This is a genomic window from Paenibacillus chartarius (genome assembly GCF_042432825.1).
Classification (GTDB): Bacteria; Bacillota; Bacilli; order Paenibacillales; family NBRC-103111; genus Gordoniibacillus; species Gordoniibacillus chartarius.
On record NZ_JBHLWN010000049.1, the window covers coordinates 17,813 to 40,313 of the forward strand.

Here is a 22,501-nt window from a genome sequence, read left to right on the forward strand (position 1 = left end):
GACCTTCTATTTTCTGAGCTATTGAAGAGGGTTTAATGCTTGAATCTCCTCAACCGACAGCCCTGTTGCCTTTGCAATGGTTTGGATATCGATTCCCATGGCAAGAAGCCTTGCCGCAGTCTCTGCTTTTGCCTCTGCTCTGGCTCCTTCAATACGCGACTTTTCGTCACTGAGCGCCTTCATCCGGGCGTCGTAAGCCATACGCGCCGCGGCATCCTGACTTAAAAATTCCAGCGTGTCCATCGCTTTTTTCAGCATCGGTTCATTCATCGTGAGCACCTCCCAATTCGATTTGTCCACACCTTTTAAAAACAACAGCCAATTGACCAACCCGCCCTGGTCAAGAGGAATCGAATGCTGATCCAGCTTCGTCAGCTCCATCACATGAATCTCGATATCGTCCAGAAGCGCAATCCCGGTATAATCTTCCCGCAAGTGAAACACGCTGTGGTAACGATCGTTAGGCAGACAGGAATAATTCAAAATGTTGATCGTCACGCATTTTTTCAGCGTATTATAGCTGCTGCCTTTTGGAATCTGATGATAGTACATCTCAGCCCAGTAGAACAGGGTTCGTTTCTCCATGTGATACGGGTTAAATAGCTGCATCTCAATATTCAGCAGCTCACCCTTTGCCGTTTTGGCCTTAATATCCATAATCGACTGTTTGTCGTCAGGGCCATCCGCATCCGCATACGGATTCAGCAGGACAATCTCCGTCAGCGGCGTCTCGCCCGCCTCGCGAAACGTGCTGTTCAGAAACGCGAGCAGCACATCCCGGTTATGTTCGCTGCCGAAAATGCGTTTGAAAACAATATCCACGCGGGGATCAAGTAAATCTTGCATCGAAAATTCACCCCATTCCTTTCCTTTTTAGTATATCATTTTCGGCCTGCAAGATGAAATACATTCACCGGGTCTCTGACCTGTTACAGCGCGCCAATTTTTCGCAAATAAGCGAAACAATCGGCATGTCCTTGCAAATAAAGCGCCATTCGCTCCATCTGATCGGATTCGTCCGACGACTTTTTGTAGTCCAGCCATGCTTGATAGTCCTCGGCGCTTGGAAAGACCGAAGCATCCCCTTCAAAGACCGATCGGACGAACGGATGCCGCGATTTAATCTCATTTCGCTGCCGGAGCAATCGCGCGTATACCTCCTCGCTGGCGCGCAGGCGGCTGACTACCCTATTTTCAATCTCGTCAAATACAGCTTTCATCTGCGATACATCTATCGTTTCCAACTACGTCCCCTCCCTGCTTCCATAATAACAAGAAGCAGGGAAGAGGACGACGGTGCCAGCATGTTATCGATCGCGTCCCACTGCCCTTCGCTCCGGAACTTCCGCTTCTTCATCCGGAACGCTGTCCACGGCCTCATTTTCCCGTTTATCCACGTTCAGAAGGGCATTCAGTTCAGCAAGCCGCGCTGCCTTCGTTTGCAACTCCTGTTCCTTCTCGAAAGGGGCCGCGATTTGTTCCTTCGCCGTTTCCATTTGCTGACGCAAGGTGGCAAGCTGCTCTCGGGCATGCTCCAACTTTGCAGGCAAGTCGGATAGGGCATTGTTCATGCGGCTAATGTTGCCGCTGGCATCCGCTCCGAGCGTCACCGTATGACCTAGTGCGCCACGCAGCGTGACCTTGTACTCTTTATGGAAGCTATCAAAGGATAACCACAGGGAAAATCCCCGGTAGCTGCCGACTTCCTGCGGATCGGGCGATGTCATTCCTTTGCAAGCATTTAGCAAAGCCGCGCCTGCTGTCGTTCGCTCCGTATAGGTAAAATCCTTGATGACCATGCCGAGGAACTTCGATTCCTCCGATTCCTCCTGCACAGTTGCTTTAGAACGTAAAAACAAAGCTGCATCCTGCTCATAGCCGGCGATCCGTTCCTCCGTAGACTTGATTTGCTGCGGCAACATTTTGAGTAGCCGATCCTCCAGCGCGTAGCGCTGGCTTAGATGGTTGGCTTTGAGCAACTTCAGTTTGGAAACCTGGATATCCAAGTCCATTTTTTCTTTAATGTACGGGTTGCCGGTCGCCAGCGCTTTAACCTCCGCATAAGAGAGTGCCGTCTCGTCAATATCTTCGGCCGAACGAACTGGTGACTTGCTGGTCATGATCTGTGAAATGAAGCGTTGCTTGTTCTCCAGCGTCTGATAAAGATACGCATCGAACGTGTTCTCCGTCACATAGCGGAAAATATGCACCTCGCTGTTCTGGTTGCCTTGCCGGATTATACGCCCGCTGCGCTGCTCCAAATCGCGCGGACGCCACGGACAATCAAGGTCGTGGAGGGCAATCAGCTTCGTTTGCACGTTCGTTCCCGCCCCCATCTTGAACGTCGATCCCAGCAATATCCGAACTTGGCCGCTGCGTACTTTCGCGAACAGTTCCTTTTTCTTGACTTCGGTATTGGCGTCGTGAATGTAGGCTATTTCCTCAGCAGGAACACCTTTTTCCATTAGTTTGCGCCGCAGCTCGTCGTAGACGTTGAAGGAGCCATCCTGTTTGGGGATGGATAGATCGCAGAACACCAACTGGGTCAAACGCTGCTCCTGATGTTCCGCCCAATACCGGTAAACGTTGTCCGCACAAGCACTCACTTTGCTGCCTTCGTCGTCGGGAAGCATCGGATTCGCCAGCCGCTGGTCGAGCGCGAGTTTGCGTCCGTCGTTGGTGATCGTCAGCATATTGTCTTCGTACGGCTCCACTTCCTTCGCCCGTACCCGTTCGGCGCGGCGGGCAAGATCCGCAACCATATCGCGCTGAAAGTCGCTTGGTGGCACAGCAACATTGTGGAAATGGGCTTTCGGCACGGGAAGCTGGAGCATGTCCGCCGTCTGGATGTCGGCCACTTCCTTGAACATATTCATCAGTTCCGGCAAATTGTAAAAACGGGCAAACCGGGTTTTCGCCCGATAGCCCGTCCCTTCCGGCGCAAGCTCTATCGCCGTAACCGTTTCGCCAAATGTCGAAGCCCAGGCGTCAAAATGTTGCAAGCCCTGCCGCTTGAGCCGCTCGTACTGCAAGTAGCGCTGCATCGTGTACATTTCGGTGATGGAGTTGGAGATCGGCGTGCCTGTCGCAAAGATGATGCCCCGGCCTCCAGTCAGTTCAACCAAATAGCGGCATTTGGCAAACATGTCCGACGACTTTTGCGCTTCCGTTTGCGACAGCCCGGCCACATTGCGCATTTTCGTATAAAGAAACAGGTTTTTGTACGAGTCGGCTTCGTCCACGAATAAGCGGTCTACGCCCAGTTCCTCAAAGGTGACGACATCATCCTTCCGGCTCGTATCGTTCAGCTTTTCCAGTTTTGTTTGAAGCGTCTTTTTCGTTTTTTCAAGCTGCTTGATCGCATAGCGTTCGCCTCTGGCTTCCTTGAGTTCCCGGATGCCGTTTGTAATTTCCGAAATCTGCTCATACAGCTGCTGCCGCTGACGTTCCATAGAAATCGGTATTTTTTCGAACTGCGAATGGCCGATAATGATCGCGTCATAATCACCGGTGGCGATCCGCGCGCAAAACGTTTTGCGGTTTTTCGTTTCAAAGTCCTTTTTGGTCGCCACTAAAATATTCGCGGACGGATAAAGCTGCAAAAACTCCGCCGCCCACTGTTCAGTCAGATGGTTCGGAACGACCAGCATGCTTTTGTTGCACAACCCTAGATGCTTGCTCTCCATCGCTGCGGCGGTCATGGCGAATGTTTTGCCCGCGCCGACGCAGTGGGCGAAGAGGGAGTTGCCGCCGTACAATGCACGGGCAACCGCATTGACTTGATGCCGGCGAAGCCGGATTTCCGGGTTCATCCCGGTGAATCGAATATGACTGCCGTCGTATTCGCGGGGACGGATGGCGTTAAACCGGTCATTGTACAGCCTTGTCAACCGTTCGCGCCGCTGCGGATCTCGCCATATCCAATCGCGAAACGCTTCTTTTATCATCTCTTGCTTTTGCTGGGCGATGGCAGTCTCCTGCTTGTTCAGCACACGCTTTTCCACGCCGTCCTCATACACAGTATCAAATACACGCACGTCCCGCAGATTAAGCGTATCTTCCAAAATTTTGTACGCATTAACGCGGTTTGTGCCGTACGTGACGTTCGCCTTAATATTGTTGCTGCGGTCATCGCTTTTGCCTTTGACGTTCCAGGCCGCCGTATATTCGGAATACATGACGTTGATGTAGGTCTGGTACATCGGCGGCGTGTCCACCAGTTCAAACAGAAATTGCCGAATGTCCTCTGGCGGCAGCCAAGTTGCGCCCAGGCGAACGTCGATTTCGGAAGCGTCCAGGTCTTTCGGCTGTACCGCTTCAAGCGCTTTGACGTTTTCGCCGTAACGTTCGGCATCGTATGCGGCAAACTGTCTGGCCACGCGCAGCTTCTCACGCACATTGCCGGACAGGTACGCATCCGCGGTTTCATAGATCGGCTTTCCTTCCTCGTTCAGGTGTTTAGGATTAGGAAAGATGACGCCGCTCAGCTCCTTAATCAGCTGATCTTCCGTCATGCCGGTTAGCTCCGCCATATAAGGCAGATCGACACGAGCTTTTGCGCCGATGGAAACCGCAAGCGCCTCCGAAGCGGTATCCACCTGTTCTACATGGATGCGCTGACGGATGGTGCGTTTGGTGAACATATCCGCCTTGCGTACCAGCCGTCCTTCCTCGTCAATGATTTCAAGCGAGCAAAGAAGAAAGTAAGAACTGTCATCCGAAAAAGCAAGATTGTTGGCGCGGCTGTTGATTAGGCCGTATTGTGCCGTAAACCGATCGTACTGCGCATTTAGCTTACGCTGCTGCTGCCCAATCATCTCATCGCTGTAGTCTTCGGTTTGGTATTCGATCAACTCGCGCACGGTGTCCCTTAGCTGAATCATTCCCTTGATGCGACCTGCTGCCGTAGCCGACGTGTCTACGCGGCGCATCCGGCTGTTCTCCCGATAGTAGATATGCCCGTCAACCAGCGCAAAGCTGAAATTGCGGACAGACGGATCGGCAGGGAGGGAGGGCTCTTCCTCCTCCGGCTGGTCTTCCCGTTCCAGTTCCACCCATTCGGCATGAATATTGGACAACGCTTCGCGAAGCAGTTCATCCAAGTTGGCATCCGGAAATGGCTTGCAAGACGTTTCCTGACGGTTACCGTACATTCGGTCGTCAAAAACCATAGTGCCCAACACCATATCGGGATGGGCGGCGAAATAGCTGTTCACCGGCACACCGTCTGCCGTTTCGGATAAAGATAGCCATGGTTCGGTTTGCTCGCTGACGGCGACCATGCGATCCCGTTTCTGTAAAAAGATAATGTCAGCGGTTACTTCGGTTCCGGCATTGGCCAGAAACGCATTACTCGGCAGGCGCACCGCTCCGAGCAATGCGGCGCGTTCCGCAATATATTTGCGTACCGCAGGGTTTTGTTTGTCCATCGTTCCTTTGGACGTAATAAAGGCGATAATGCCGCCCGGACGCACTTTATCCAGCGTCTTGGCGAAAAAGTAATCGTGGATCAAAAACTTATGCTTGTCGTAACGCTTATCCGCCACGCCATAGCCGCCGAACGGCACGTTCCCTATGGCGAGATCAAAGAAGCTGTCCGGCAAGTTCGTCTGTTCATAGCCACTGACGGCAATCGATGCCTGCGGATATAGCTGCTTGGCGATGCGGCCGGTAATGCTGTCCAGTTCCACGCCAAACAGCCGCGAGCCTTGGAACGACTCCGGCACCAGACCGAAGAAATTACCGATGCCGCAGGACGGCTCTAAAATATTGCCGCTGCGAAACCCCATCGATTCCAGACATTCGTACATCGCTTTGATGACGGTCACTGACGTATAATGGGCATTCAGCGTTGACGCGCGAGCGGATGCATATTCATCCGGCTCCAGCACATCTTTCAGTTCCGCATATTCGGCTGCCCATTGCGTGTTCGCTTCGTCAAATGCCTGCGGGAGACCGCCCCATCCAACATAGCGAGCGAGCACCGCCTGCTCGTCCGCTGTCGCTTGCCGCTGCTCCTGCTCCAGCTTGTTCAGCAGCCGAATCGCTTCCATGTTCCATTTGAACTTCGTTTTTGCGCCGCCATGCCCCAGTTCATCATCCGTAATCCGGTAGTTGACCGCCGGGACAGACGGACGGGTTGGCGCGGTGCGGCCGGCCTCAGGATCAGGGGAAAGGAAAGTGTCGGGCTGCGATACGGTTTCTGGCCTCTCCGTCACCGGCTCTTCCGGTAAAACCGCATCTTCCGTCAGTTCCCATGCCGTTTCGTCAGTCCATTCCGACTCCTGCTCTCCGATAATCAGATGATCGTTCAGCGGGTTTTCGCGCAGCATTCGCTCAAAATCCCGGCGATTTACCTCTTTGATGAAGAGCGGGAACTGCCGGTCCTGCAGCACCACCGTTCGCTGCGCCAGTTGCACAATTTCATATTCGTCCGCACCAATCCAAACCATACTGCCAGTGTCAAAACCGTAGCGCGCCCGTTCCCGATTCACCGGCGTTTGTTCCGGTTCCGTTCGTGCGTCTGGCCCGGAAAGCCCCGACGATGTACCCGGCTGAGGCAAATCGTTCCTGGCCAATTCCTGCTGTCTACGCTTTTCCTCCTGTTCCTCTGCAAAAGCGGGCAACCGCTCGGCTTCCCGCTGATTCAAGTAACGCCCCGCTGCCAGCAGTTCGCCGATACGCTTTTGTACTTTCATCCATGGCAGCACCACCTGCGTATCCGGGTTCATGATGGAGCCGCGGGTGAGCGTAATGCCTTTGCTGTCGTAATTCATATGAATATCCGTACCAGTCAGCGCGGGAAGACGACCACCTGTCCCGTATTCCCGTTTCAGGAAATCGGCGTTCTCCTGCGCAGACAGCGACTGCTGGAAATGCAGCGCAATGCGATATTTGCCATTCTCAAAACCGCTGCCGTTTTGCAAAATGGCATCAATGACCGCTTGCGGAATTAAAAAAGCGGAGGCTTTTTCGTCCTCCGCTTGCTCCATCCACAGCGTCTGTTGCTGGATGGAGGGTTCTGCCCTTTGCGATAAGTTAAATTCGTTCAACAGCAGCATGCTGTTGATATGCCCGGAGATGACACCCCAATCGTAGAAACTTTGCGCCGTTCGTTCGTCAGCCGCACCTGTCCACAAATGTAAAACATTGCGATACGGTTCAAACCCGGCTTTTACGCCTCCATCAAGCGTTAGTTCGGTGATGCCGGCCGGAAACAAGCTGCGCACGTACAACACGCGATCGCGTTCGTCTTCATGAGCATGGAAAAACGCAGCAATTTCCGTCTTGCTTTCCCGCAGCGGCGCGGCTCGGAGCATATCGTTGATAATCGCTTTGTCGTGAAAAAACGGAAGACTGCGGTCCTCCGTTTCCCGATCAAACCATTTTAATGATAAATCAGTTCCGTGAGAATCAGTTCCTCCGCCTGCAGCTTCAGGTTGTTCATGTGTCCCGTCCAAGCTAGCGGATCGCTCGACTTGTCCGGAGCCGGGTGAGACGTGAGCAATTCCTGTATCGTCCTCTCGATCTGTTCCCTCGCTGTCCGATCGATGTCCGCCAGATGCTGGTTCAACTGCTCCGACAACATCAGATGGGCGTACATGCCCTTCCGCTCGGTTTTCAGAAACGTCTTGCGCATCATCCCGTACTTCCCGATCGTCGTCTCCGCTTCGCTCAGCGTCAGATTGGGCAATAGATAATCCCCTTGCGGCGTATAGGTCAGTTCCATGTTCATCCTTCCTTTCTTGTCGAGTAGCTTCATTGTGCGGCAAGGAATCGGGTCTTGCAAGGGTGCGAGACGAACGCTCTACATTCATTCGCTGTGCATCCCGGCGCAGCGCCCGGACGGTCGATTCCACTTCCCGCAGCATCATCTCGGACACATCGCTGATTGCTGCGCCCAAATGGGACAATGCAGGAAGCGTGTTGAAATATCCGATGCCGGACAAATCCTCGATACTGACATATTGTGCGGGATCGAGTCCGCAACGGGTCATCGCCATGTAAGCGACGGCCTTTTCGGCAGCTTGCTTGAACAACAGCTCTACATGCGAAATGTCCAGGTCCTCCAGCAAACTGTGCTCCCGCTCTTTGATCAACTGGGCCATATAATCGGCGCTGTTATCATCCACCGCATTCCGCGCGGCGGCAAGGAGAACAACGGGCAGATCCGCATGCGATTCCGTCTCATCCGACGCGCCGAATGCATTTTCCAGCGTTTCGATAACATGAGCCGTATCGCTATCCTGCAAGCGCCATAGCGATAACTCTGGTTGGCGTCTGCTCCGGGTATCCGATACATCAAACACATGACGCAGGCCCAAGTGGTTTCCTCGATCTTCGATCAGGGCGATCCCTTTGGCACCGCGTTTCACCCAACGATCCAGCCGTTTGTTCCATACCTCAATCGGCGCACAAGCCGTCGCATCAGGACGTTGGGCGTAGATCAACAATTGATCCTGAAACGGATATTTATAGTTCCAGGCTGCCGTCCGCAAAAAATCCGCCCAGCGCTCAGGCTGGTTCGTCACCGTGCGAGCCGTGCTGGCAGCTAGCTCAACGATGCGCTGCAACTTGGCAGTCATGAGAGCACCTCCCTTACAGAAGCGTAATATGATTGGTCAGGCGAATGCCTTCCTCGGAATAACGGGCCGAAATCCGAAGGAATCCGATGTGCTGCAACAGATGCAGATTTCGGCGGACTGTGGATGGAGAAACTCCCACCTCCAAGGCCAGCTTCTTGTTGGACAAAAAGACGGAACCTTGCCGTCCGCCTGCATAGTCCATCAGATAGCTATACAATAGCTTTGCGGCAGGAGAAACTTTCGCTTTGGCCAGCAGTTTATAACGGATTAGATCACTCATAGGCTCCCTCCTCAGTAGACGCTAACGTTCCGACTTCTCCGGTGTTTCCTTCGAAAGGGGGGTGCGCGACAACCGTTCAGTCAAACGATCCGGCTGGACGTAGCAATACAGATAGAAATTGTAGTCTCCAGCGTGCGGGAAACAACGAAGGTAGTACCGATGTTGCTCTGTTTGAAAACAAAAACCGTATACCCCGGAATGCCAAGCCCCCGATAAACGTGCCTCCGGATGCGACAGGCAAAAACGGTGCATCTGGTTGCGGCTTTGGAGCAGTCCCTGCTCTGTCAATGTCTGCACAACCTCATCCAGTTCCGCTCGGAATGTAGGGGTTTTTAGCGAAGGCGAGTGTTCGAACCAGGTTGACCAGAACGTCTCGCCGCTGCTGCCGAAATAGCCGCGCAGATGACCGATGCATCCACGTGCTGTATCCTTGTCCGTTGAAGCGGAATAGAAATAGGCCGCATCCTCCGACACGGCCATTTGCAATCTTTCCAGCATGTTCTCTTCCTCCCGGCTGGTAGAAGTACACTAATGGGTTCCCCCTGTACCATAATCGTCATAGGAGGATAAATTCGCATGGTAAAACACAATGTCGCCGTCTTTTAACTGAAATGTCACGCCATATGGATCGGTGAAGCTGCGCTGAAATCCTTCCATCTGCCATTGGTTGTTCAGCGGCCCGTATATATACTGCAAATGAGGATGGTTCAAGTCCTTGTTACGGATCGTTTCCAGATTAAAATTGACGATGATATACCCATCCTTCAGGAAGATAGGCGCATTGTCATCCAGCCGGTGCGTGCGACCGTATTCCGCCAGATTGAAACCTTTGGGCACCACATACGGCGCGGCGGGCACGCTGTAATCGCCAAACCACTTTTGCACCGAAGCGTTGGCGCGGGCCGCATTGACGCCGGAAGGCACGTTCATACTGCCGACATACGTTCGAAGCTGCGGCGGCAACAGCAAGATATCGTATCCGCCGACATACGTCGGCTTCTGCGCATCTTTCAAATATTGAGCGATAAACGTCTGTCTCGCTCCAGAAGAACCGTTTAACGACCAAAGAGTGGCAGCGGTGTCGTTGAGCTCCTGCCGTGGCACATTGCGCAAGCGGGCGTCAAGCGTCACATACCGCTTTTCCGTATCGTCGCTAGAGCCGATGCGAATAAACCGCTTATTTCCTGAATGATAGTATAGATCGACATCCTGCCGGTTCTTTCCTTTGCTGTCCACAAAATAAAACGTCGGTGTAATCCGGATGCCGTCGCCCGCGCCGAACATGTTGCCTTTCGTCATGACTTCGAATTTGAAATGGTAGCCCGTTTTGACCGCAACGTTTTTCTTGCCGCTCTCCGGGTGACTGCCTTGCCGTACCGGCAGCACGTAAGGAGGCGTATTACCGCGCGGCGCACCGTCAATGCCTTTCGTGCCGGCCCAATAGGCGTTTCCTGTCGGCGTTGCGCTGCCCTTCTGCGTGCGGAACACCGTTTCCCAGGCAAAGTCGGCAATGTCGGTGATCCGAAAATCATACAGACGGCCAATGACTTCCACCGGAACCACCTGCGTAGCTACATGGTTGGTCAAGTCCAGATTGGCATTCATTTGAGATGTAAAGGAAGCCGGACTATTCTCGGCAAACGTTCGGAATAACACGTCGTAATTGCCCTCGTCCACCCAAACGGGCAAGTAGAAGGTCGTCTGTGTTTGTCCGACCGGGATGGACACCCACGTTTCTTTCGGGACGAACGTCGTGCGATCCGCCTTATACACATCGAATGGAAACCAAACCTGTTTGTCTCTCACGTACTTGGCATAATCCCGATTGCCGTAGCCCTTGATATCCTTGTGTTGACCGCTTGTAGGAATCGTCACAGTAAAGGGCCTGTCTAAAATGAGCGCCGATCGTCCGGAGGTCGGTTGCGTCTTCTGATTGTGCGCCTGATCGTCCGATACTGAAGCGTAGTTCACCACCGGTGTATGCACGGTCACCGGGTTGATACCGTTAATGGGATAGGTTTTGTTTTCGCCGCCGCCAATGCCTTTAATCAAGGAATACGTTATGTTCCCAGTACTTGGCTGATTCGCTTTGTTTATTTTGGAAGCGTCGATGAGATAGCCCTTTCCATACAACACATCTTGCCCGATCATCGTCGGTGCCGGAATCGCGCCGGGCGTCGGCGCTTTTTCTTCAACGACTTGGTTATCCATGATTGTTTTTCCGTTAAAAACGAGCGAATCATTTCTCACCTTGATCTTTCCAATCGCTTTTTCGGCCTCATTCTTCCAGTCCTCGTTCGGAACGGAGGGGCGGCTGGAACCGCCGGAAATGGCTTGACCGGGAAGCGTCACATTCGTATATACCGGATCGGTGATATGTGCACTTAGTGACGGATCATGCGCGGCGGAAACGGTTGGGGCTGTGTAGCCGTTCGGCATAATCGTGACCGTTCCCGAAGGAAGCGCATAATTGGACACCGTCGCCTTCTGAATACCGTACACTTCGAGATTTTGAATCGTCCAGTAGCTGTACTTTCGTTCAATGGAATAGTTTTTGGTGACCGTCTGTGTGTCGGAACGCGGGACCGGAATGGTCGTCGAATTCCCGTTCGCATCGGGCGGGCCGGGTACGTATTCCGTCCATCGCAACGTATACGTCCGGCTAACGGAAATCGGGTATTGCTTCGTACCGGTCGTTTCCGTGAACGTGTTGCGATACAGGTACGATTTGGCCGAGGCGTTCACATACAGACTTTCCGAAGTCGGAATGCCTTGCAATACATCAAATTTTTCAGCGCCGCGCGCATCCGCCTGAATGACGGCGGAAACGCTCGGCTCCATTGCCTCGGCCTGCTGGGAAGCTCCGGGCTGCGGTTCTCCGGCACTATCACCTCTACGAACCGTATGGTCGGATGTCGAATCCCCTGTATTGCCGTCCACATCCTTCACGACGACTGTGATTTGCACGCTTACTTTGTCGCCGGAGGCAAACGGGATTTTGATCGGAATCGTTTTACTCGTTGAAGTGCCGGAGAGCGTTCCGGTTTTATCGCCCGTCAGGGCGAGTCTGGCATTTTGAATATCCGTGATTTCGTATGACTTCAAGTTTTTTAATGACTTGACTTCAAAAACAAAATTCCCTTCCACTTCGGTCACGTTTGTGTCTACCGTTTCCGGCGCTTCAATCCGGGATGTGACCGTTACCGAGGAGGGAATTTTGTATATGCCGATAAAGTTGGAACCACCCGAACCAACGAGAATGGAGCGCTCTTTGAGCTTAGGATCGTCTTTTTCCTGAATAAACAGCTTCTCTTCGGGCTTGTTATTGTTCGTAATGTAGGAGCGGATGATCTCATAAGTCTGACCACCAGATGTGATTTGACCCTCAAACGTATGGTTCGCTTCCTCGCCAGTTGCGAAAACTCCTTTGTCCACTTCTTTAAGTTTGGTCCCGTCTTCTTTTTGATAGATGGCCTTCACCGGATTGTTCTCCGCATATTCGGCAACCGCGTCCGTTCCGCCCAGATGCACCGTAAAGCTTCGCGTTCGCACTTTCGGATTCGTTTCGGGATTTTCCTGCAACCAGTCTTTCTGCGCCGGGTCCTGCTTAGGCGATAAATAGGAACGAACGATCGTATATTTTTTCCCGTTGTCCTCAATGGTTTCGGGAAATTCATGATCGATTGTTTCCCCGACTTTGTACTTGCCCTTGAAGAATGTAACTTCAGGTTTTTGAATGATTTTGCCGCCTACTGTTTTCGCAATGACATCGACCGGAAAATCCGCGCTGCGGTAGGGTACATGTATGCCGAAATAATCGTCCAAGTCGTCGGGGTGCGCCCAAGGTTCGGCTCGCTTGATCTCATCCAGCGTATAGAACGGCCCTTTGCGCACGTTGCCGTTCCCGTCGATGGACACCATAATGGCATACAGATAGAGGTCGTCGTTGTCTTTGATGTTGCCCATTCCCGCCTTCCACATGCCTTCCGTGACTAGCGCCTCGCTGACTTCGTAAAAAGTCGTAACGGGCTGGCCGGGAACCGGCGGATTCGGGTATTGATCGACTTGTCGCACCTGTTGGTCCAAAAATGAAACATGCTGGCCGCTTCTTGGATTGCCGCATTGTTTGGGCGTCGAATTCGTGCATAATTGGTCCCGACGGATCGTCCAGCCTACGGTTCTGTATTTGATGGACGACGTTGCGGCCGTGCTGGTGATCTTAAACTTTATGGTGCCATCTTCAATTTTGACATCAGGGGCTCCCGCAAAAACAGAGATTGGAATGGAAAGAAATAAAAATAAGCATGCCAGCAGCATGCTTAATAATCGAATATTCAATTTGTTCATTTCTCTACTCCATCCTTTTAATCGTATGGTTGTAGAACAAACTGGCGCTCGGACTTACTTTCAGCGTAGGACCCCAATCGCCTCCAACATTCGTTGATAAGGGGATATCGGTAAAGCCTTCATACCAAATCCCTTTTTCAAAAATTTGTTTGCTGGGGAACCATTCATCGTATAGTAGATCTTTACTTTCCTTAAACGAAACAAATTTAATCCTGAATTTGGAGCGAATGAAATTGTCGCCAAATCCGTCTTTATAAATCATGGACGGTTCGGGATCGAGGTATCCCTCGATTTGAATCTTGTTTTCTTTGACCCAATCCACATAACGACGTATATATTTCAATTCCGCATTGGAGCTTTGCACTTTCGTGGCAAATACCGCTTGCGCCCATGTATCATCGATCGTTTTGTAATCCACGTTCAGCCACAACGCGCCGAACGTTTTTAACCATTTCATCCACATATCCACATTTTTCTTGTTGAATTCTGGTATGGTCGAGTATAAAACGGATGAAACCTTACTATTCGTAGGGTGAGAATGGGGATAGGCCATTTCATACATCTCGTTCGGCACATCGGCCAGAATATACGGATAGTCTTTCGCGTTCGTCGGCAAATTGGTTGTGCGAATCAGTCGGCCCCATTCATCGTACTTCGTGTTGGCGTCTTCCTTTGTGGAAATAAAAACAGTCGATGTCGGGTTATCCCATTTCACTTCCGCACCCAGCGCTTCGCTGACAAAACGCAGCGGGACAAACGTTCGTCCGCCGCTGGTGATCGCCTTCGTATCGAAAACCATTTCCTGGCCGTTAACGAGCGCCTTGCTTTCACCGATCGTTAGCACAATATGCAAGTCGTCTCGCTCGATCGGTACGGTCATCGTTTCAGGTTCCCAGCCTACTTTCGCGCCCATCTTTTCCGCGATGAATCGAACCGGCACGAGTGTCCGATTGTTCTCATCGACAAACGCCTGCGCATCGGGAAACCAGATTTTTTGTCCGTCCATGACGACGTCGACGTAGGACGGCAGGTTGCTCGACGCGCTTACCGCCGTCCCGAACAAGCTACACATCATCGCTGCAACTAGCCCTGACAATACCCATTTCCTCACGCGTTACACTCCTCTCGAAAAAGATCACAATGTAATTGGAAAGTTTCAACGATTATTTTTATCATAGAGCCGATTTTGCGGCGTGTCCACCTTCCGAAACAGCCTCTCATTACGATCATGGAAAAGAACAGCTCAGCGGCATATATCCTTTTTGCGCAGCCGCTTTTTCGCTGGAAAACGTTTCTTCCACCGGATAGGAAAAGCCGCATGTACTGCGGTAATACACCTTCACATTTCCTTTTCTCGCGCCGACAATCTCTGGTTTCTTGAGTACGCGGCTACCGCCGAGGGCGTAATTGTTATAAAATTTGCCTCCCATCGGAATCCCCTGGATGAAAGCAATCACCCCGACATCATCCACGGTATTGTGCCACTCCTCCTGTGAAATCGTTGGCAACGTGAACGTGTAGGAGAGACCAAACCGGGAAACCCATTCATTGTGTTTGTTGATCCGGTAGGCCAATTCGTCCTCGATTGCATGGACTATGGTGCTTCGGCGCACCTTTTCAAACCGCTCAGCGTCCTTTAACAGTGCGATGTTTGTCTGCTGTCCAACGTCGCCCCGCAAACCCTCGAACCAGCTGCGACTTCCCGCATCGTAAGCGAGGACGAATTCATCCAGCGTAAACGAAAGGCTGTTTCCCGATGAATCGGCGTAGGCATACGGCTTTTTTGCTCCCCAAACCGGTTTCCGTTCCGTGTTTCCGTCGGCTCCTGTCCATTCCTCCTCGGCATAGACGTAAAAACCGTCGTACCCGATGACCACAACGGCCGGGATATACCGGCGTAATACGCCTTGTGCAACGGGATCGTCGACAATGCCGAAGTTGATATATAGCGTCCGATAAAAAGCGGCAATCGCTTCATCTTTGTTCAGCACTACCCGCTTGGCCGATTCATATTGTGTCTCCCGTTGCTGATTGGCATTAACGGTCAACATGCGCGCCGCATCATCTACAGCGGCATCCAGCGAGGTGTTATACCGCAGCTCGGTAAGCATCGCCTTTCGCTGCATGTCGACCTCGATCCGGTTGATCGTCGCAAACGGCAGGAAAATGAGCGCCCCGACAATGGCCCATTCAATCCATTTCATTGCGCACCACCCCGCCGTAAGGAATAAATATTATTTCGTTCGAACTGATGGCCTGGTTTAGAAAATCGAATAGGATGGTGCCGGGAGTCCGGTTCGTATTTTTGACCGTAACCGCAAACGTATCGCCAACGTGCAGCTTATAGCGTCGCGTCGGATCATCTTTGGCGGCCGCGCTGATCGGGAACAGAACAGGCAAAATTTGCGCGTTGTAAAACATGTCGTAGTGCACTTCGTAGCTGCCGCGAAACGTCTCCGGCCTTGTCGGGTCGTCGTAGACCGGAACGTACTTTTTGCTGCCGTGTTCCATCTGCACATCGAAGGAGTTGCCTGTTGCCGCGATTACCTTCATAAAGTCGTTATACATCGTCGGTGTCACATAACCTTTATCCCGAACAGCATCCACAAACGTCGTTGTCGCTTTCAGTACGACCATTTCCGAAATATCGTCCTGCTGGTTGAACGCTTCGGCAATGGGGTAGAGGTAGAGCAAAAGAACAGCAACGAGCACCGCGAAAATCTTCAAAAAACTGTTCATAGCATTCTCCTTAACGCGAGGCGAAAATAAGGCGCTGGAGCCGGCCGGACGCATCCCGCTGGGCAAACGCCGTATACCGGGTATTCAGTTGAATGCCGACGGGGACGAATAAGTCCCGATCGAGCGGCGGCACGTACCGAACGCCGTCCACGACGATTTCCGCATCTCCTGTCTCCAGCCGTGCAACGGACTGCACCACCTCTGTACCGGATACGGTGCCGTCGCCGGAAATCGGTGAAAGCGTCATCTGCATGTTGCTGTCCAGCGATTTTCCCGATAAATAGGCGGTATCGTTCAGCGCGGCCCCGGTTTGAAAGAGCATGAGTCCGTTCGTGACGGCCATCAGAAACAGAAAGCAGGCAACACTCATCTCCAGCATCGTTCTGGGGGCATGTTCCATCCGCTTACCTCCTTGAAAACCGGGGCGTCCGCTTCATGGACGCCCACGGTGTTGGAATGAGAGTCAGGGTGACGATCACTTACTGCTGACGGAATATGATGCCGCGGATGACGTTGCTGCTGTCGTGCACCAGTTGCGCCCGGAATTTGCCGCTCGGGTTGACGTAGTTGATATTCGATTCATCTAGCGCGTGACTCAGTTGTCCCGGCGCTGCGCCAATCACCGAGCCGTAAGTCACGCTGTCCATCGGAACGCCCGTATTGATGACTTTCCCGTACCACTGGCCGGCAGGGTTTTTCCCCGTGACGATCTGAATGCCGAACTGATCCTGATCGCTGAACTTGCGCAGCGCGTTAACGACCTGACTGCCTGACAACATCGTGTTGTCGTACACCGTAAACGCCGTTTGCGAAAGTTCCGTCTGAATATTGCTGAAGTTGCTTTGCGCGGCCTTGGTGGAGTCTTGTGCGGAAATAAACAACACGACCGCGAGCGTGATGAGCGCGATGGCAAGAAATATGCCAGCTGCCATCACGAGTGCTTTTTGTGCGTTGGACATGAACCAATCTCTCCTTCAAGTAAAATAGAAAATAAAAAAAAGCACTTCCTGTTTGGAAAGTGCCGTAGTTATCCCGTTTACTGGATACGCTGAAGCTGTTCGTAGTAAACGGACATTTGGTTCAAGCTGACGATAACGAGCGGAATGACCAGATAGCCGAAAATAAGAGCCATCATTGGCGCAAATCCGATCCATTTTCCCCAGCCTGCCTTTTGTTCGATCAATTGCTCGTATTCCTGTTTGTGTTGCTCTTGTGCGAAAGCCTGTTCCGAATCCAGATCGTCGAACGCCTCCCGAATCGGCAAACTTTGCACCGCCAGTTCCAGCTTTTCAACCGTGCGGACGAACGGCAAAAACGGCGCATCCTCTTTGAGCTGCGCCAACGCCTGTTCCGCACCCTGCTCAAAATGAAGCAAGCAGGTTTGCAGCGGTTCCTTGAACACGCGGGCAAACTGCTCCATCCAAAGGAGCAGATGTTCGACCGACATCCGGTCCATATCCGCCAGCATGGCGATGACGGCATGCAGTTGATCCACTTCATGCTTCATTTCCATTTGACGCAAGCGCCGTTGAAACAACCGGATGCCGACCGGCATGGCGTAGCCGCCCCATCCCGCCAGAACGGCGAGGAGTGCTTCCCACCATTTCACATACTGATTGTCCAGCTTCGCAAGTTTGCCGAGGATGCGCCGGGCAGTGGCACGAAGCTGATCGTCTTTGTTCGCTGCTGGCGATTCGCTGCGGAGCAAGGACATAACCGTTTCTTCGGTGCGGGACTTCACCTCCTTTACGCGATTGATGATGCGGCGGTCAAGCGCCGCTGCCTCGCGCGCCTTGGCTTCTTCCTCAGGCGAAAGTTGGCCGAACAGGATGTCCGGCTTTACCGGCGCATACAGGATTTGATGCCGGCTCGCGGCATGGAACGCAACAAACATGCCGAGCACAGCCAGAAATGCCATGCATCCAGCCAAGATGCGCTGCACATAGAGCCATTCCAGCCGAAACGGCGACGCGGTATCTTTGAGCAGCTTAACCATACGATCGGCTTCTCGGGAACCGGGGGCGGGGCCTAAGCGATGCACAAGCCAACGCATCCACGGCCATTCGTACACTCGCTTCTCCCATCTTTTTCGGCCGGTCGATTTTGGACTTGCGTCCAATTCCTGAATGTTGCGCAACAGGACGTAGGATAGCCATACGACCCCCATCAGAACGATTTTCGCGATCCATCCGGTTGTGCTCGCATAAAACGCATCCATGGCCGGAAAATAGTGACTGGCCCAAGCTTCAATCGGCCGGGTAAACAGCAGCGGCAACAGCGCGATGGCGGTCAGCCCTTGTAACAGGAAACTAAGACGCTCGCGGCGCAACAGTTCCAAATTCAGTTCGGTCGCGAGTTTCCCGAGCGCCTTCAAGTACACGGAGCCGGTTGCGGTGCGTTTGTCGCCGTATTCTTTCACTAGATGCGACAACCCGGCCAAGCCCTGCAAATACCGATTCGGCGCACTCTCGATGTACTGCGCCAGCCGCTGTTCGGCATCGCTTGCCGTCAGCACTTCGTATATTTCGTGTCCGTGCAGCGCCATCTCATACGGCGCACCGTCTGCCGCTTCATAAATGGCTTCTTCCACCATGCCATGGCGATGATAGTGATGACGTACGTCCGAGAAGAATAGACGGAGTTGGCGAAGCAGGCGCGTCTCCAGCCGATGCACCAGATTGTCCGACAGAATGCCATGGCCAACCCAGAAACCGATGGCGATCATGCCAAGCGTGGCCAGGTCGCGCACGCCCAGCGCCAGCGGAACAGCCGCTGCAATCAGCATGCCCCAAATAATTAGAGCCGTCTTCATCGTCTCCAACCGCAGCTTCCATTCGTCGCCAAGCTGGAGGATGGTCATTCGTTTGCGAATATGAATCAAATAAGCGCTCAGAATCGGCACGCGCTCACATAGACGGTACAACTGCTGCATGACGCTATACAGCGCTTGCTTCTTACGGGCTTTGCCCGGTTTGCGCAGCGCTTCATACCGCCGAATGGCCTCCACATCTGAACCGTGGCGGGATACCCATTGAAATGCGGCCGCCATCGCGAGGAACAGCACCGTCGCCGCGCCGAGCACAAGGGATAGCCATTCAAGTTTCATCGCCATCCCCCCAATGAACCGCCAGAAACGCCTCGAACGCCGCCTGATCCGGGCCTGTGAGGCAAGCGGCGATTTCGTTTCGGCTTCGCTCGGACAGCGGATGAACGGCGACATACTGCCCGTCCCGGTATTCGACGACGTTTCGTGCGTCGTATAGGGGGCGATCCGTCGTGCGGCGGAAGTATTCGAGCATCGTCTCCATAAACGCCGCCATTTTCTCTTCGGTCGTAGGTTTATGGCGGAACGAATCCGGGTATGCCGTCTCTTGCTCCACCGGGACGCACTCGGTTATTCGTTCAATGTAACGATGTCCGTCCGCGTCCCGTCTCAGGTGAATATCGAAGTTGATGACGCTGACGACCTGCTGCTCGGCCACTTTTTCGTTTGTAAACACTCTGGTTTTCAGCAACGAATTGCGCAGCGAGTAAACAAGATCGCGGAATGTTTTGGCGTGATGCGTAAACAAAGTGAACAGCGAAGCGACCTGCGCCATCTGCACCATCCAGGCGGCAACCGGGTCGGTCGCCACTTCTCCCAAAATATTGACCGATCCGTCCGTTTTCTTCTGAATGTCCAGCCCGTCTTGTCCGGAGATCGTTTCGGTTTCCCGCAGGCTTAAAATGTTGCGATCCCGATATATTTTCCGAAGCTGAAGTTCAAAACTCATTTCCTGCACCCGAATCGGCAAGATCGCCGGAATGTAGCGCACCATGGCCATCAAGAGCGTCGTCTTGCCGCTGCCTTGTGCGCCGGTGATGGCCGTGATGCGTTCCCCCATAACGAGATAGCGGATCAGCCCGATAGGCAGTTCGGCGTTGTCGTCCTGAATCAGTTGTTCGAGCGCGGCGTTTTGCACGTCGAATTTGCGCACAAAAAAAGCCCACGATTCGCTGAACCGGGGGCGCAACACAACAACGCGGGAGCCATCCGCCATTTCGTTTACCTTAAAACCGTTCGCTTCGGACAGCTGGCCGGGAAAATTATGTTTGTACACGTTCTGGCACACGCGCCTTAGCTCTTGTTCCGAGCCGAAGGACAGAAAGCTCAAATGGATGGACTTTCCTTTATAAAATATCCATACGCTGTCATGCGACCTTGGCACCTCACGAAGCTGCGCTTCTTCCTCCAAACTCCACTCGCCTTCCCACATCACGGGTGGAATGCCGGATACACCGCCCGATACGCCGTCGATTTTCATGTCGCGGATTTCGTCGATGACGCTGAATCCTTTGTATTGCTGATAGATCCGCTGTACAACGATCTGCATTTTGTCCTCGGCGGGCAGCTTGTGTACTTCCTGCTTGTAAATGTCGCGGATTTCGTCGGCGGTAATCCGATAGGACTCGGTTTCTTCGTCTTCCATACTTCGTTTGGGGCGATCCAATTCGTATTTTTGAATCAGTTCGTCCAGCGCTCTCAATCGATGCTGTTTCTTAAACAGATGGAGCAAAATGTCGAACTGATCTTGCGGCGATAATTTTTTCGGATCGTCAAACGGAAGAAGACGGTTCAGGTTATTGTCGTCCAAGCAGTAGCGCTGTTCGAGCAAATCGGCGATCACTTGCTTCACATAGGCCTTATCCCGCAAATCGCCAGACGTGCAGCCCCGCAGCGCTTTTTTCAGTTCCGCACGTTTGTTTTTGCGGCGACGGTATTCTTCTTCCGACAAGCCATAGTCAATCAAGTTGCTGCTGGTCATCTCATGCAGCGCCTCTTTCACGAACGCGGTCATCGAATCCAGCGTGTATACCGGCTGTTCGTCCGGCTGGTCCGGTAAACGGCGGCTCATGCGCAAATAAAGCAGAACGCCGACCGCGATGAGGATGCCCACGATAAGCAAAGCGTTCAGCATGAACATCATCCTCGATCGTCCTCCCTCCCGCCGAAAAGAGGCTTATCTAATCCGGCGTACCGGACGATCGTCTGTGCCAATGCCCGTACGTGATGCACAAAAAGATTGTTTTCGTGATCGCGCGGCACTTGCCGGTTGCGAAATAAAAAATGGATAGCGTCTCCTTGCTGGAGGGCATCGTGCCATCCTGTATTATGAATAATCGGGTACGCAGGCTCCCGCCGGTGGAACTGACGCATGATGTTTTTGACGGTAAACGCCGAGCGAGGGTCATATTGCCCGAATACGAGCAAAACCTGGCGGCTCGCCAGAAGTTGCACCTCCGCTAATGAAAAAACTTGCTCCAGTTTGAGCAAGTTTTGCGGCAGGCAAACGACCAGCAAATCTGCTTGATGCAAAAGCGCCCGTGTCCATTCCGTCTCATTGCCGCTTCCGCCATCCAGCAACACCAGATCGTAAGCGCGTTTTGTCAGTTCTAAGAGCGGCCCGAGCCAGTCCTGCGCCGACGAAACAAACGATACATCCGGCTTGTTCGATCCCGGCAGGATGTCGAGGCGTTCGGCGAGCAGCGGCAGCGTGTAATCCCGCAGCAATTTTGGTTCGAGCTTGCGGTTTTGCAATAGCCTGAGCAGCGCGTCGATTCCGACATCGGATGGGACATCCACTTTGCTCATCCAGGTCCGCCTTGGATAAAAGCCGCGTTCAATGGCTGCATATTCGCTTTGCAAATGCCCATGCAGCAAAAGACGCGAAGAATATTCAAGTCCGAGCAGCGCGGCGGAGGCGATCAGGTTGCTTGTCGTCCCGGCTTGTCCCGAAATCGGACTCCAAAACACCACGGTAAAACCCATTGCTTCATCTCCTTTCGTGCGACTTTACCGGCTTCACGCACGCTTTCGCGCACGCGCCCATGCCCGCCGGGCCGTTTTGGCATCGCAATCAAACAACTGTTGCAGCATGTCGAGCACGGTCCGGCGATACGTTCCAGTCAGCCGCTTGATGTTGATGCGGCCATGATGCTGGTTGTCGAGCTCTACGGACATGTCCCGTTCGTCCAGCGGAAAACGGAACACGGCATCCTCCCAGCGTACAGCCTGCTGCGGCAACAGCGAATCGATATACGACTCAGGTATGGTGATCGGCAAGGTAGGGGTGATCAGTTTGTAAAACGAGAGCGGCTGACCCTCCGCTTCGTGAAGGCACAGCCGCTGCATCAGATTTGCGTTGATTTGCATGCCGAGCCGACTATAATTGCTGCACCAAACCCGCTTGTCATAGCCCGGCAACTCTTGTCCTTTCACAAATTCCGTGTGATCGGTGTCAAGCAGCATAATATCGTATGCCGCTTCGTCTACGGTTTGACGGATGGACCGCTCAAGTTGAGCTGACGTGATCAGCCCGGTCGCCACGTCGAATCCTTCAAACTCCCGCAGCGAATTTGAGAATTCCACTTGCGGCAAATAGCCTTGCATGGATTGAGCGAGCGTGGAATCCACGATCAGCACCTTTTGATCCAACACCGTGAGCAGCTTGCCTAACACAAGAAGCAAATGACTCTTATCCGGCGCGCCGAAAAACACGACTTTTTTCAT

At 52.9% G+C, this 22,501-nt stretch carries 15 protein-coding genes; all 15 read right to left on the reverse strand.

What is annotated here, in order from left to right:
• Positions 1 to 18: 18 nt before the first annotated feature.
• Positions 19 to 846 (reverse strand): Rpn family recombination-promoting nuclease/putative transposase, encoded by an 828-nt coding sequence (locus tag ACFFK0_RS12800; RefSeq protein ID WP_377470616.1) that lies wholly within the window; start codon positions 844 to 846, stop codon positions 19 to 21.
• A gap of 83 nt (positions 847 to 929) precedes the next feature.
• Entirely contained in the window at positions 930 to 1,244 is a 315-nt protein-coding gene (locus ACFFK0_RS12805; protein ID WP_377470617.1) for a DUF6664 family protein, read from the reverse strand.
• 63 nt (positions 1,245 to 1,307) lie between these two features.
• The gene (locus ACFFK0_RS12810; RefSeq protein WP_446686278.1) at positions 1,308 to 8,585 is read right to left on the reverse strand and encodes a helicase-like domain-containing protein; all 7,278 of its coding nucleotides are present in this window, start codon (positions 8,583 to 8,585) and stop codon (positions 1,308 to 1,310) included.
• 13 nt (positions 8,586 to 8,598) lie between these two features.
• Positions 8,599 to 8,865: a helix-turn-helix domain-containing protein gene (locus tag ACFFK0_RS12825; protein WP_205430202.1), complete on the reverse strand. Its 267-nt coding sequence runs from the start codon at positions 8,863 to 8,865 to the stop codon at positions 8,599 to 8,601.
• Positions 8,866 to 8,886: 21 nt separating this feature from the next.
• Positions 8,887 to 9,363 (reverse strand): hypothetical protein, encoded by a 477-nt coding sequence (locus tag ACFFK0_RS12830; RefSeq protein ID WP_205430201.1) that lies wholly within the window; start codon positions 9,361 to 9,363, stop codon positions 8,887 to 8,889.
• Between the two features lie 30 nt (positions 9,364 to 9,393).
• Entirely contained in the window at positions 9,394 to 13,212 is a 3,819-nt protein-coding gene (locus tag ACFFK0_RS12835) for a DUF5704 domain-containing protein (protein ID WP_377470621.1), read from the reverse strand.
• 4 nt (positions 13,213 to 13,216) lie between these two features.
• Positions 13,217 to 14,323, reverse strand: coding sequence for a copper amine oxidase N-terminal domain-containing protein (locus tag ACFFK0_RS12840; RefSeq protein WP_245955047.1), 1,107 nt, complete (start codon positions 14,321 to 14,323; stop codon positions 13,217 to 13,219).
• Between the two features lie 115 nt (positions 14,324 to 14,438).
• Positions 14,439 to 15,416 (reverse strand): hypothetical protein, encoded by a 978-nt coding sequence (locus ACFFK0_RS12845; protein ID WP_110843990.1) that lies wholly within the window; start codon positions 15,414 to 15,416, stop codon positions 14,439 to 14,441.
• Positions 15,403 to 15,951 (reverse strand): hypothetical protein, encoded by a 549-nt coding sequence (locus ACFFK0_RS12850; protein ID WP_377470622.1) that lies wholly within the window; start codon positions 15,949 to 15,951, stop codon positions 15,403 to 15,405. The genes ACFFK0_RS12845 and ACFFK0_RS12850 overlap by 14 nt, the downstream gene beginning before the upstream one ends.
• A 10-nt stretch (positions 15,952 to 15,961) precedes the next feature.
• Positions 15,962 to 16,351 (reverse strand): hypothetical protein, encoded by a 390-nt coding sequence (locus tag ACFFK0_RS12855; protein WP_377470624.1) that lies wholly within the window; start codon positions 16,349 to 16,351, stop codon positions 15,962 to 15,964.
• A gap of 79 nt (positions 16,352 to 16,430) precedes the next feature.
• Entirely contained in the window at positions 16,431 to 16,910 is a 480-nt protein-coding gene (locus ACFFK0_RS12860; RefSeq protein WP_377470625.1) for an ABC transporter permease, read from the reverse strand.
• Positions 16,911 to 16,987: 77 nt separating this feature from the next.
• Positions 16,988 to 19,057, reverse strand: coding sequence for a hypothetical protein (locus ACFFK0_RS12865; RefSeq protein WP_377470627.1), 2,070 nt, complete (start codon positions 19,055 to 19,057; stop codon positions 16,988 to 16,990).
• Complete coding sequence (locus ACFFK0_RS12870) at positions 19,047 to 20,918, reverse strand: ATPase, T2SS/T4P/T4SS family (RefSeq protein ID WP_377470628.1); 1,872 nt, start codon at positions 20,916 to 20,918, stop codon at positions 19,047 to 19,049. The genes ACFFK0_RS12865 and ACFFK0_RS12870 overlap by 11 nt, the downstream gene beginning before the upstream one ends.
• The gene (locus ACFFK0_RS12875; RefSeq protein WP_080835158.1) at positions 20,915 to 21,760 is read right to left on the reverse strand and encodes a CpaE/TadZ family protein; all 846 of its coding nucleotides are present in this window, start codon (positions 21,758 to 21,760) and stop codon (positions 20,915 to 20,917) included. Before ACFFK0_RS12875 ends, ACFFK0_RS12870 begins: the two co-directional genes overlap by 4 nt.
• Positions 21,761 to 21,793: 33 nt before the next feature.
• Entirely contained in the window at positions 21,794 to 22,501 is a 708-nt protein-coding gene (locus tag ACFFK0_RS12880; protein WP_377470629.1) for a hypothetical protein, read from the reverse strand.